The organism is Microcystis flos-aquae FACHB-1344, from assembly GCF_014698375.1.
GTDB lineage: Bacteria > Cyanobacteriota > Cyanobacteriia > Cyanobacteriales > Microcystaceae > Microcystis > Microcystis aeruginosa.
Genome location: NZ_JACJSW010000130.1, coordinates 1 through 13,561, shown reverse-complemented (window position 1 = coordinate 13,561; position 13,561 = coordinate 1). Strand labels below are relative to the sequence as shown.

General features: G+C 39.4%; 13 protein-coding genes and 1 riboswitch. Of the genes, 2 read left to right on the top strand and 11 right to left on the bottom strand.

Annotated elements, in window-relative coordinates; all coding sequences use genetic code 11:
* Window positions 1–150: 150 nt before the first annotated feature.
* The 11 genes from H6G48_RS11325 to H6G48_RS11275 form a co-directional block, all read right to left on the bottom strand.
* Window positions 151–843, bottom strand: a complete 693-nt coding sequence (locus H6G48_RS11325; protein ID WP_242034619.1) for a type II restriction enzyme — start codon at window positions 841–843, stop codon at window positions 151–153.
* Window positions 844–872: 29 nt separating this feature from the next.
* A complete protein-coding gene (locus tag H6G48_RS11320; protein ID WP_190721761.1) occupies window positions 873–1,787 on the bottom strand; it encodes a DNA adenine methylase in 915 nt (304 codons plus the stop codon).
* A 73-nt stretch (window positions 1,788–1,860) separates the two neighbouring features.
* On the bottom strand, window positions 1,861–2,376 hold the full coding sequence (locus H6G48_RS11315) for an alpha/beta hydrolase (protein WP_012265171.1): 516 nt from the start codon (window positions 2,374–2,376) through the stop codon (window positions 1,861–1,863).
* Between the two features lie 167 nt (window positions 2,377–2,543).
* Window positions 2,544–2,933, bottom strand: a complete 390-nt coding sequence (locus tag H6G48_RS11310) for a hypothetical protein (RefSeq protein ID WP_002798313.1) — start codon at window positions 2,931–2,933, stop codon at window positions 2,544–2,546.
* 166 nt (window positions 2,934–3,099) lie between these two features.
* Window positions 3,100–4,062 (bottom strand): orange carotenoid-binding protein, encoded by a 963-nt coding sequence (locus H6G48_RS11305; protein WP_002733749.1) that lies wholly within the window; start codon window positions 4,060–4,062, stop codon window positions 3,100–3,102.
* A gap of 301 nt (window positions 4,063–4,363) precedes the next feature.
* Complete coding sequence (locus H6G48_RS11300) at window positions 4,364–5,122, bottom strand: ABC transporter ATP-binding protein (protein WP_190721759.1); 759 nt, start codon at window positions 5,120–5,122, stop codon at window positions 4,364–4,366.
* A 70-nt stretch (window positions 5,123–5,192) separates the two neighbouring features.
* Complete coding sequence (locus tag H6G48_RS11295) at window positions 5,193–6,008, bottom strand: ABC transporter permease (RefSeq protein WP_190721757.1); 816 nt, start codon at window positions 6,006–6,008, stop codon at window positions 5,193–5,195.
* Between the two features lie 142 nt (window positions 6,009–6,150).
* Window positions 6,151–7,191 carry an ABC transporter substrate-binding protein gene (locus H6G48_RS11290; protein ID WP_190721756.1) on the bottom strand — a complete coding sequence of 347 codons (1,041 nt, stop codon included), beginning with the start codon at window positions 7,189–7,191 and terminating at the stop codon, window positions 6,151–6,153.
* Window positions 7,192–7,254: 63 nt separating this feature from the next.
* On the bottom strand, window positions 7,255–7,944 hold the full coding sequence (gene hypB / locus H6G48_RS11285; protein ID WP_190721755.1) for a hydrogenase nickel incorporation protein HypB: 690 nt from the start codon (window positions 7,942–7,944) through the stop codon (window positions 7,255–7,257).
* 58 nt (window positions 7,945–8,002) lie between these two features.
* A complete protein-coding gene (gene hypA, locus H6G48_RS11280; RefSeq protein ID WP_190721754.1) occupies window positions 8,003–8,359 on the bottom strand; it encodes a hydrogenase maturation nickel metallochaperone HypA in 357 nt (118 codons plus the stop codon).
* A 6-nt stretch (window positions 8,360–8,365) separates the two neighbouring features.
* Entirely contained in the window at window positions 8,366–9,544 is a 1,179-nt protein-coding gene (locus H6G48_RS11275; protein ID WP_190721753.1) for an agmatinase family protein, read from the bottom strand.
* 68 nt (window positions 9,545–9,612) lie between these two features.
* Window positions 9,613–9,747, bottom strand: a riboswitch (guanidine-I (ykkC/yxkD leader).
* Window positions 9,748–9,997: 250 nt separating this feature from the next.
* Here H6G48_RS11275 and H6G48_RS11270 point away from each other — a divergent pair.
* Both H6G48_RS11270 and H6G48_RS11265 read left to right on the top strand, forming a co-directional pair.
* A complete protein-coding gene (locus H6G48_RS11270; protein WP_190721765.1) occupies window positions 9,998–11,437 on the top strand; it encodes a hypothetical protein in 1,440 nt (479 codons plus the stop codon).
* A partial coding sequence (locus tag H6G48_RS11265; protein WP_190721763.1) for a tetratricopeptide repeat protein occupies window positions 11,406–13,561 on the top strand: 2,156 nt, incomplete at its 3' end. The genes H6G48_RS11270 and H6G48_RS11265, both read left to right, overlap by 32 nt.

Sequence of the window (13,561 nt, the reverse complement as noted above, 5' to 3'; positions counted from 1 at the left end):
AACAACAGTAGATATCTGGCTCGCCCCAGTTCATTTTCTAACACTTTCTGGTATAGTTCACTTATCATTTTCGTTATTTAGGTCATATATGGTAAATATGACTTATCTTTTTTTGGAGTCTGTGTCTGTATTCCATGCTACATAAGCTTTTCAGCTGGCTTGTCCCCCTGTCAGAAAAAATAGTGTAACAATTTTCTTTTTAGTATGCAGTTGCCATTGTCTAGATGGATAATACAACTGTCTGATAATTACATTGTCTATACTTAAGTTTTTGGCTTCAATCAGGACAATTTGGTTCTTGCCTTCATATCCTGCATCCACCTCTGTTTGTACACCTTTAATTTTAAGAACATGATCATTAATTTTTAGTGTAAATTCAGGGGTATATTTTCTACCACGAATGGTTAATACTAGGCTATTATCTTTGATAAAGTGACGAATTAGACTCGATGCGTAAGCGAAGTCCAGATGTTGCATTTCTGAATCACCTATCAAAGAAGTTTCTAATTGAAAATCTAATAAAGTTTGATAATTTTGTATGGGTGTTTCTATGATAGGAATATCAACATAACCCTCGCCCTTTAAGATCACATACTCTCCATTCTTGACTGGTAAAATAAACAATCCTAGCTTTTTAAAAACTTCTGGACGGCTTTCTCTTGTATCTTGTTTACATAAAATTCTTACTTCTCTTTCCCCTGTAGTTTCAAAATGTTTTGTTGCTGCTTTAATCTGTTCAGCCTTAATAAAATAAGGATGGTTACAAAAATCATGATCGTGCAAGTTGTATCTATCGAATACAGCTTGCCACCCTCGAGCTCTTGAAGAAATATTTTTATTCATGTCGTCTTTTCTGTTAGGCTTAATTTTTGTCAATTATTGATCAGTAATTCCCAGATTTCTCCCCTATTATTGCCCTGGGAATTAATATTTCGTCGGGCTTTTACCCTTTGAATATTATAATCTTTATATAAATCATCAAAAAAATTATTGTCAGAGTCAAAGTTTTTAACGTCGGAATTACTTAAAATAAATTTATAACCGGCCTGATCCACTTGATCGATAAATTGTTTTAATCTTATTTGCTCCTCATCGTTAAAATCTTCTTTAGTATAAGAGGTAAAAGCTGATGTTTTTTTAATCGGTTTATAGGGAGGATCAAAATAAAATAAAGTCTTGTTATTGGCATAATTTAGGGTTTGGACAAAATCTCCTTGTAGGATCGTTACTTTTTGTAAATGATGGTTGACAGCTAATAAGTTTTCTTCATTGCAGATCAATGGTTTGACATATTTTCCAAAAGGGACATTAAAGAGTCCTTTGCTATTGACTCTATAAAGTCCATTAAAACAAGTTTTATTGAGAAATAATAACAAAACTGTTTTTTCTAGATCGTCATCGCAGCTGCGAGAATTAAATTCTATTCTTTTATCAAAAAAAAACTTTTGTTGTTCCTCTAGATTTTTAAGTTCATAAAAATCCTGCTGAATTTTTTTAAGCTTGACTATTAATTCTTTGACATTATTTTTAATAACATTATAAGCCCTGATTAAATCAGGATTGATGTCATTAATAATGACTTTTTGGACAGAAGAAAAATTATTTAAGACTGAGAATAAAACTGCCCCACCTCCGACAAAAGGTTCAATGTAGTTAAACTGACAATCTTGAGAAATCTGGGAATTAATCAAAGATAGAATATTGGGAACCAGTTGAGTTTTGCCTCCCGCCCACTTTAAAAAAGGTTTGCCGCTAACTGTTTTCATTTGAGACAAAGAAGTGGTCATTATTCCTACCAGATTATCCTAATTTATTCAATTTACAGCGCAATTCACGAAAACCTGAAAGGCGGATTTGGTATCAGAAAGGTAAACGGGGCATTTTTTTCAATACTGATTCAATTTGGTTGATTAAATCCAGCAGACGATTGCCATCCACATGAACCTCGCTGGTGGGATAATTGTCGAGGACTTCGATGATTTGAATCTCGTTATCGTTGAGGGCAGAAGTGACTAAGGAACCCCGTAAAGCTTGCCGACTAGCAGCCCGATTGGGGGTGTGGACAATTTCGGCGGCATAATCTAGCAAACTTTCGCCAAAAAAACTATTAAGAAATTTGGAAAGAAAGACGGCATCCACCGCTACCCGACGATTAAGGATTTTACGGAATTCTTCGGGTTTTTGGTTAGCCATCTTTAATTGTGCCGCTAAAGCGGGAGCTAATTCGCCTGTTTCGCTCAATTGCTTTAATTCTGATACCGATACAGACCCTTGGAAGATGTAGTATTTGATGATAGCTGATTCGGCGGCTGACAAAGATTGACAAACACCGAGAAAGATAGATATTCCTAGGGGAAGTAAAAGATTTTTGAACATAAACCAAAAGTGCAAAACAAGCGATAAGCGATCGGGATGATTGACTCATTCTAGCGGGATTGGTTGCCGCTTAGGAAAAACTTAAGACGGGGTTGATTATCTAGAGATGAATTTTTTAGTCACCCAACTAGGAGCAGAAAGCTGATAGCTTAATGCTAATCATTAATTTACATTCGCGAGAGGGCAGCGATTTTTGCTAGTTTATCTTTTTCCAAACCGTTGAGATCCTCTAGCTTTAACCATCCTTCCTTTAACAGTTGGGCAAAGACAAAAATTAGGGAAGTATAGCGATAGTCATATTTACCATCAATCTGATGTCGTCGGGCGCTTAGATAATCGTGCATTTGCCAGATATCATCTAAAACCGTGATCTGACCAGACTGTTCTTTAATATGTTCTATTAAAGTGCTAGTTTCTCGCTGATAGGCTTTTTGGAAAGCAGTTTGAGCAATTTCTTGTTCCGTATCTGACCAAATTATTTCACTCATAGGCATGATTTTAGTTTTAGGGATGATAATTTTGGGTTTTTGAACTACCATGACTCTTTTCGCCGACATCTGTTAAGAATGATTGTTTAGTTATTCTTACCTAGATCAGAGAAGAAACCGGTGTATTTCCCAATTTTTTAAGTCAGCCTTTTAATTGTAGAAAAAAAAGAGTTCACTTGACAAGGAACTCTAATAAGTTTCATCAGAATTTTTAATGATTTCTCTCAGTAGCTATTTAGCCACGGGCAAAGTTTAATAATTCTTTCGGAGAAGCTAATAAATCGATCGCTACGAAGAAAATTTTATTATCAGGAGTTAGGAGGAAGCGCCATGCCATATTCATACCCACACCCGCACCAAACCAGGGGGTTTGTACTTTTCCCGTCACTTTAATCTGAGTAAAACCGTCATCGGCGGGTTCCACTACACCGCGTTCGGGGATTAATTTCAAATTTTGACATTCTTCGCGGAAAAAGCGATATACTGCCTCTTTACCGACGATGGGACGTTGGAAAGGTGGTTGCAGAGCGCCGTCAGGGGTGAATAATTCAATTAATACATCAAAATCATTAGCGTTGAGGTTGTCCATATAGTTGAGGACGGTGGCATTGGTAACGCCTTCAATGCTAACTTTAGTCCGTTCGGCAATATTTTGGGGAGGAACCACGGGTTCGGAAATACGGTTATAATCGCCCAGTTTCTTGGGATCGTAGCCCATATCCACCACACAATTCCGCAGAACGGTGATTTGTTGTCCCGACTCTAATTTTTTAATCCCGTCTAAAACGGCACTAGCATTAGCAGATAGTTCATAACCCTTGGGAATTGGGGCAACACTGCCATCTTCCATCCATTGTCCTAATTGATACCAGAATCCCAGCTTGATATTAGCAGACCAAGTGCCGTAGGTACGACAAATCGGGGTGTCAGCATGGTTCGCTAAGTCGCACATCACCTGCGACTGTTGCAGGGGTGACATCTGCCGAATTTCATTCATGGTTTTTTCGGCAAACACCATACTAGCAGCGCCGGGGGCGGCAACGGTGATGGTTTTGCCCATTTCTAGGTAGGCAAACCAAATCAAGGCTAGTTGATCTTCGGTATTCAGCTGATTGAAACGCGCAATCGTGGCGGGAACCACATCCGCTGATAGCGTGTTGGGGAAAATGCTCCGCGCTGATTCGATCGTAAACGGCATAGATTCACCTTGAAGTAAAGTTTTGTATCAATTTAGTCTCATTCTATCATATTTGCGCCCCAAGGCAGCACCGATGGAGAAACTTTCCCAAAAAAAGCTGTACTTTAGATCACACTTACCCAGTATTATCACAAAATCTTAATGGTTGAACAACTGTTCTATCACTGATCTAGGGTTGGCGGCAGCAGCGAGCGATCGCTGTTTGGCGATGCTAGATAACGGAAAGTATCTCTAAAGGATGATTTTTGCTGCTCTAACTCGTTTTGAACCAGGGACTACTCTTGATGATCCCTAGTTTTTTCTAGTATTTCTCACCCCGTAGCAGGCCGTAAATTTCATCCGTATAGTCATAAAACTGAGCTTGTCGTTTAATTTTATGATTACGATCTAGGGGTAAATTAATTGTTAATTCCCGTTGTATAGTCCCCGGCCTAGCACTCAAAACATAAATACGTTGAGCCAAAAAAACCGCTTCATCCACATCATGGGTAATCATTAAAATACTACACCTGATTTTTTGCCAAATTTCAATTAAATATTCGTGCATTCTTTCTTTGGTTTGTACATCTAAAGCCGCAAAGGGTTCGTCCATTAATAAAACTTTGGGATGACAGGCAAGAGAGCGGGCGATCGCAACCCGTTGTTTCATCCCACCCGATAGTTCTCTGGGGTAAGCATTAGCGAATTGGGTTAAACCGACAATATCCAGATAATAACAGGCCACTTCCCAGCATTCTTTTGTCGATAATCCCTGTAGTTTTAAGCCAAATTCAACATTTTTTTGGATCGTCATCCAGGGATAGAGTGTATAATTTTGAAAAACCATGCCGCGATCGGCTCCTGGCCCTGTCACTTCAACACCATCAACGGTAATTTTGCCGGAAGTGGGCAGCTCTAAACCCGCAATCATTCGCAACAAAGTTGATTTTCCCGAACCAGAGGCCCCGACCGCACAGACAAATTCAGCACTTTCAACGTGTAAATTAATATCTTTCAGAGCGACCACAGCACCTCGTTTAGTGGTGAAAATTTTATTGAGTTGAGTAATTTCTAAGTGCATTAAGGTTCTTCTCTTATCATTAAAATAACTTTATTGGTGACAGAATAAACTCTGTTATTGAGTTTTTAAGTTAACGAGTAATTGACCATTTACAAGTCCACTGCAAAAACAAACAAAAACTTAAATCTAGAGCAAAGCCAATAATTCCTAGTACAATTAAACAGGCAAAAATTTCATCGGTTCTCAGAAATTTCTGGGCTAATAAAATGCGTTTGCCTAATCCATTATCGGCCGCCACTAATTCCGCCACCACTACCAAATTCCAGGCGGCCGCCATATTAACACGAAAAGTATCGATAACATTAGGAATAATATAGGGAGTAATCACTTTAAATAAAACCTGTTTTCGAGTTCCTCCAAGGGTATAAGTTACTTCGATCAATTCACGGGGAATGAACTTAACTGCATCCATAATCATCAGGGTATTAAAGAAAATTGTCCCGATAAAAATCAGCATAATTTTTGATGTTTCTCCAATACCCAAATAAATAACCAATAGGGGAATAAAAGCAGGAGCGGGCATATAACGTACAACGCCAATGATCGGTTCCATTAAACTGCGAATACTCGGAAAAGTTCCCATTAAAATGCCGAGGGGAATAGCAAACAATCCTCCTAAAAAAAAGCCCCCAACTACTCGTAAAAAACTGGTCATAGTATCTTGAATTAAAAAGCCCTGTTCTGCCAATTTTCCTAAGGCCTGAATAACGGCTAAAGGAGAAGGCAAAAATACGGATTCAATGCCCGCAAAACTAGAGATTAGTAACCAGAAAATCAGCGGGACAATAATAGAGGAAACCATTAAAGTCCATTTGAGGGATTCGGGAATATCCTCGGTAATCCGCCAAAAAGTGCTTTGAGGAAGCGTTTTAGGTGTTGTGGTCATGGTATTTGCCAAAGAAAAGAATAATTTTGATAGCCAATATCACCCAGTTATCAAACAATTCTTGCAGTCAACTTGTCTCCCTAATCCCTCTTGTAGATAGAGAATTGGAACCTTTAATTTCTCGATCTACAAGAGGGGCTAATTAGGCTTTTTTGTCTTGATTTGCCAAGGCTTTGACAAATTGGGAATCTAGAATAGTTGTTAGATCGGGTACTTTTTTAATAAAGCCAACTTCCATCATAAAATCAGCCATTTTTTGAGCAGCAAAGGGCATATTTTTCATGGTTTTCCCTGGACTAAAGGCTTCTAGGTTTTCTTCTAAGGTAAAAAACTTCGTTCCCTCTTTATATAGGGCTAATTCTTCTGGACTAATGCCCGCACGCTTGGCCATAATCTCATCGGCTTTTTGGGGATTTTTAGCCATAAACTCTCGAACATCAAACCAGGTTTTGACAAGAGCCTGAACCTGTTCTGGTTTTTCTTTGATTAATTTGGCACTGACAACTAACAAATCAGGAATAGCACCTGGAAAAGCTTTAGAACTAATTAATTCTTTAGAACCTTTTCGTTTAAGTGCTGTTGACCAAAAAGGTGGAAAAGCACCAACTGCATCTACTTTTCCCGATGCAAAAGCGGCAGCAGCAGCCCCTGTTTCCATGGGGACAATTTGCACATCTTTACGGCTCATTCCTTCTTTTTCTAGGGCTAAACTGAGGAGAAAGTCACCGACAACGCCTTCTTCGACAGCAACTTTTTTGCCTTTTAAATCTTGAATAGTTTTAATCTCTTCTGTGACAATAATTTTATCATTTCCTGACGAATTATCATTGACTAAAACAGCAACTTGACCATTCACTGCATCTCCTGCAAAAGCGATTGTATCGTTGAGAGTTTGACTATTTCCATCTAATTGTCCGGCAGCTAAAGCTTGTAAGGATTCAAGATAACCATCAAACCATTTCATTTGAACATTAGCCCCATTTTTAGCAAATAATCCCTCTTCTTCAGCGATCGCCCATGGCCACCAACCGGCCCAATTACTATAACCGATGACAATGGGGGCAGTATTACTCAGAGAAATACTTGCATTGGGGGTTTGCTGAGGAGCTTGATTACAACTAATGGTCAGGAGTAAGCTACTAAAAAAAACGAGAGGTAAGGAGAAAAAATTGCGCCGTTTCATAGGTAATAGCCTTTAGAGATGACAGCTAGTAAAACAGAAATAAATCTCAAAAACTGTTACTGATTAACAATTCAAAAAACTCGGTCTATTGACTTGGCTTTTTAGCCAATTTAACCACTCTTCTAAACCTTCTCCTGTTTGAGCAGAAAGAGCGATAATCTTTACATCGGGATTCATAGAGCGAACATTTGCCTCTAAACGTTTTAAATCAATCTCTAAATAAGGAGCCAGATCTAATTTGGTAATAATCAGACAATCCGCTTCTTGAAACATAATTGGATATTTGAGGGGTTTATCTTCTCCTTCAGTAATACTTAATAGAGCAACTTTAGCGTGTTCCCCTACCTCAAATTCGGCGGGACAAACTAAATTTCCCACATTTTCTACCAACAATAAATCAAACTCTTTGGGGTTGTAATCTTCTTTGAAACGATGAATTCCCCCAGCTACCATTTTGGAATCTAAGTGACAGGAGCGACCCGTATTAATGGCAATCACGGGAACTCCATATTGTCTCAGGCGCTCTGCATCTAGTTCTGTGGTCATATCTCCTTCAATAACAGCCATTTTTAATTGATCTTTTAAGGCTGCGAGGGTTTTTTCCAATAACACAGTTTTACCGGCACCAGGACTACTCATCAGGTTTAAACAGGTAATGCCCCACTCGTCAAAATGTTCCCGGTTGTGATCGGCTCCTGTTTGATTGGCATGAAGTAGATTAATTTCTAGGGCTGCGTCAAAAGTTTGGTGCATTTTAGTTGAGAATGAATAATTGATCATCGAACTTGTATAAGCGATCGCCTAACTTTTTTTAAGAAAGTAAAGAATATTCAATGTGGTCAATTTTTAACTCTCGACCTGAACGAATATCCTCCATCGGTGATCGGCAAGTTGGGCAGGAATATTGCTGGCCAATTTGGGGTTGATAATCTTTTTGGCAGCAATGACAATAAGCAATTAGGGGAATATTTTTAATGGCTAATTCCACGCCAGCAAGAAAAGTATTGGCAGTTTGAACTTCAAAGGCAAATTGTAAACTGACCGGTTCAACACAGGTAAATTCACCAACCATGAGATGAATTTTTTCAATTTTGAGCTTTTCAGGTTGGCTATCATACCAATCTCGAACTGTCATAATTAACGCCTTGGTCATATCAGTTTCGTGCATAGGAAATTACTGCCAAGGTTCATCAACCTCCATATTGGCTTCAGGATGAATATAATAGGGCTTTTCTTTACGCGGTAATTGACCTGAAATAACCAGATGAGCCATGGCATCACAAATAACACGGGTAGCCATCAAAGAGGTCATATCACTAATATCGTAGGGAGGGGAAACTTCCACCACTTCCATGCCACAAATGGGAGCTTTTTGGATAATTTTACCTAATAAAGCTAGGGCTTCACGGGGTAATAAACCGCCCGGTTCCGGCCAACCTGTACCGGGGACAAAACCGGCATCAATGCAATCAATATCAAAACTAATCCAAACGCAATCCGTACCATCTAAAGCTCGTTCTAAGGCAAATTCGGCGGCAGCATCAATGCCTCGTTCTACAATGTCGGTGACGGTCAAAATATTAGTGGCCCGCTCGCGGCAAACTTTAACACCTTGACGGGGAACTTGCCAACCCCCAATCCCTAATTGGACGAGATTCTTAGCAGGAGCATTTTTCATATTGGTGGCATGAAACCAGGGGCAAGTGTGCATCCGTTCATCTAAATCCGTTTCCTGGGTATCCACATGGCGATCAAAGTGAATAATACCGACTTTTTTATCCCCTAAATGCCGACAAATACCGCGCACTGTCGGAAAACCAATGGAATGATCACCCCCTAAAATAATCGGCAAGGCACCAGAACTAAAGACATGGGCAACCCCCTTAGAGATTTGATCAAAGGACTTTTCATTATTAGCAGGAATGGTGAAAATATCCCCCAAATCACAGAGCGTAATTTGTTCGCGCAAATCTACCCCTAATTCAAAATTGTAGGGCGTATAAAGAGCCGAAATCCGCCGAATTCCCTGGGGACCAAAACGAGTTCCAGGTCGGTAAGTTGTCCCCGAATCATGGGGAACACCCACGATTGCCACGTCATAATTGCCCACATTCCGCACATCTTCCAAATAGGGAGCCTTCATAAAGGTGTTAATTCCCGCATAGTGGGGTAACTCACCCCTGGAAAAGGTGGGAATACTGCGATCGCGAATACTATCGGCCGCCTCTAAACCGTAGGTTAACCCCTGGGAAACTTCCTGTTGCCAACCGGTTAGGGGCAAATGGCGTTCTTTTTCTAGGGCCTGTTCAGCTTCGGTTAAACGCGGGGGTTGAAAAGTAGATTCCTCGGACATCATTTCACCTCAAAATACAATAACCCGGGAGTCTTCAAAGACACTGCCTTAAAACAGTTATCCTTAAAGTCTCCCGGGCTTTTATCCCGCCGTGTAGCCAGCTTAGATGGAAAAAATTTTTGATTCGATCATTTAAGACTAGCTTGCTCCTCTCGGACCTGACATTTAAAGACGCTTAAATCGGAACCCTAGAAGCAATTTCTTTGACCTTAGACGATCTCAATCCAAAAAACAGTATCACAGACTACATAAAAGGGATTTTTCCCGCTTAAATATGGTTTGCTGAATAATTAGGTGGGTATTAAAAACTTTCAGATGCCCCCCTTATTAAGGGGGATCCCCCCGCCTTCGGCTTCCCCCCTTATCAAGGGGGGCTAGGGGGGATCGAACCTAAAATCCATTTTTAATTTAATTATAACCAGCTACTTATATAATAAAAAGTATCTCCAGAGAATAATTTTTCCTGTCTCTAGGCAACACCCCTCTCTGACTCGCTTTGAACCTGCGACTACTCTTGATGAAATCTATTTAACTATATCTCCTGAACCCCTATTAACTCAGAAGGAAATAGATGCTTTTTATCGAGAAGAAATGAATCGGGTGAGAGGGGAAGATAAAATTGAACGTCTAAAATTAGGGTTAAAACGGGTCATAGATACGCAACAATATTACAAAGCCTGTTTAATGGGACACACGGGGGTAGGCAAATCGACAGAATTAACTCGTTTAATTAATGATCATGAGATTAAACAGCATTTTGAACCCCTGCGATTTAGTGTTTTAAGTGAACTCGATGCGATTAATTTCAGTCCCCTTGATGTGTTTCTCTTTATGGTGGTGGAAATTGTTGAGAAAACCGCTAAAATTTCTCGACAACTCAGTGATGAAAATTTACAAAAGCTTTGGGATTGGTTTAGTTCTGAAGAATTCAACCGCAAGGAAACCAGAGAAAGTCAAATCAAAACGGAAGCAGGAGCGGGAGTAAAGGAAGATTCTTTCTGGAATAAAATTCTCGGACTTTTTGCCTCTCTCACGGGAGAATTCCGGTTTGCTTCCTCGCGAGAGAAAAAAGTTGTTGAATACCGTCTTTCCCGTTCCAGAGATTTAATTAATATTGCTAATAAACTCCTGAAAGAGTGTAATCAGAACTTACAGGAAACTATGCAGAGAAGCTGGCTAATTATTGGAGAGGACTTCGATAAAGCTGGTGTTTCACAAGAAGCGGTCAGGTATTTATTTTTAAACTATTCTAACATTTTCAAAGATTTAGACATTCACATTATTTTTAATATTCCGATTGGATTGTATAATTCATCTCCCGGGATTAACCTCACTTTTGACCATAATCTCCTGATTCCCGATACTCCAGTTTTTTGCCAAAAAGATCATACTCCTAACCAAAAAGGACGGGAAGCAGTGAGAAAAGTTTTAGAAGCAAGAGTTAAATCTAATTTATTTGAAGATGGACAAATAGAGCGGGTTATTATTGCCTCTGGTGGCAATATCAGAGATTTATTTTATTTAGTTAGAGAAGCTTCTGATGAGGCAATTGTCAATCAACAAAATCTGATCATTTCTAGTCATATTAGCAGGGCAATTCGCAGTTTAAGAACAGAATATGAAAGACGTTTAGGCCAAAATCCTTATGATATCGATCATGTTAGTTATGGGGATAAGGTAGCATTGTTAAAACGAATTTATGATGCTAATCCAGAAGCACAAATTCCCAATGAGATATTATACGCTTTATTAAATGATCGAGCGATTCAAGAAGTAGATGGAGACGGGGAAAGATGCTTTATGGTGCATCCCCTTGTGGTTGATATTTTAAATGCTCAAGGTCGTATTCCTACTGCTCCCGATGGAGGTGTCCCCGGTGGTACATCAAGTTAATCAAACTAATCAATCGGAGTTAGAACCGGGTACTATTTCCCATACGGCAGCTCGTTTGCTATTGTGGGGACGAAGACCATCTAGAGGTTTAGCTAGGGTGGAATTTTATGATGAGTTTTCCCGTCAGCAAGTAGTTAGAGAATTAGAGAATAAACTCCAAGAACAAGGCATTATTTTTCATAAAATTGTCTTACCAATATGGGAAAAACCTTCTTTTGTCTTGAACTTCTTGTTAACACAATTGGCAGAATTGGAGTCGGGAGTAGTATCAATTACTGGTTTTGAAACCGCTTTTTCTGATGTTTCCCTAGTAGATGCCTTGCAATTAATTAATTTCAATCGAGAAAATTTAGCTCGCTTTAATCTCCGACAAATTTGGTGGATGAATCATGATTTTACTAACAAAGTTATTCGGTATATGCCAGATTTAAATTCTTGGTTTTTCCTGCGATTATTTTTAACGGAAAATTCAACCCAAGCTACCAACTATAATCAGCTATTTACCGATAAAAATACCGTTCATGATCCCTATAATTTACCAGGAACAGCAGTTAACTTTGTTGGTAGAGAACAGGAATTATCCCGGATTCATCAAGCTTTTCAGCAATCTTCCCTAATTGTTTTAAGTGGGATGGGAGGTTCGGGCAAAACTGAATTAGCTTTACAGTATGCTTGGCAACATAAAGGGGATTATCCTGCGGGTATTTGTTGGATAAATGTCCTTAACAGTGACCCCGGTTTGGCTATTTTATTTTTTGCCAGAGAATACCTGGGTTTAAACATCCCCAATCAGGGAACCTTAAGTGAACGAGTGCGTTACTGTTGGCAAAATTGGCCCGAGGGAAATGCTTTAATTATTTTTGATGATGTGCGTGACTACGACCAAATTAAATCTTATCTACCACCGGAAAAAGACTCTCGTTTTCAGGTTTTAATTACCACTCGCTTTAGTTACTTAGGGGTATCGATGTCAACGATAAACTTAGATGTTCTCACAGCAGCGCAAGCTTTAGATTTACTGCAAACCTACTTAGGAAAAGAACGTCTAACCGCGGAGTTAGAGGCAGCCAAGCAACTTTGTCAGTGTTTAGGATATTTGCCTCTAGGATTACAATTACTAGGCAGTTTTCTGAGACAAGCAACCACTGAAACTTTAGCAAATATCAAGGAAAAATTCCCCAAAAAAGGCTTAAAATATCTCAACTCCGATAAGGAGGAAGTCCGCAGTATTAAAACAATTCTGGATCTCAGTTGGCAACTGTTAGAAACAGAAGAACAAAAATTAGCTCTTTGTCTCAGTTTATTTGCTTCGGCACCTTTTCCCAAGCACTTAATCATCAGTTTATTTTCTGATGAAGCTAAAGACGAGATAGAAAAATGGTTAACCGATAGCTTGGTTAAGCTTAATTTGCTGAAATCTTTAGGCAATGAATGGTATCAACTGCATCCCCTCATCCGTCTTTATCTACGGGAAAAATTAGAAGGTTCCGAGACAGCCAATACCGCAAAAAGTCGTTATTGTACGGTGATGACAGATACATCGAGAACAGTCCCCCAAACTCCTACTCTAGATATTATTCAAAATCTGACTCCCTTAATTCCCCATATTGAACAAGCTGTCAGGGAATATCCCCAATATATCGCTGATGAGGATTTAGTTTCGTCCTATACGGGTTTAGCTCGTTATTATAAAGGACAAGGATTGTATGCTATTGCTGAACCTTACTATCAAGATTGTTTAACCGCAACTCGAACTCGCTTAGGAGACAATCATCCTCATGTGGCAACTTCCCTCAACAATTTAGCAGCATTGTACGATTGCCAAGGCAGGTACACAGAAGCGGAACCTCTCTATCGAGAAGCTTTAGATTTGGATAAACGACTTTTAGGAGACAATCATCCCTCTGTGGCACTTTCCCTCAACAATTTAGCACACTTGTACCATTCTCAAGGCAGATACTCAGAAGCGGAACCTCTCCTTCTAGAAGCATTAGATTTGGATAAACGACTTTTAGGAGACAATCATCCCTCTGTGGCACTTTCCCTCAACAATTTAGCACACTTGTACCATTCTCAAGGCAGATACTCAGAAGCGGAACCTCTCCTTCTAGAAGCATTAGATTT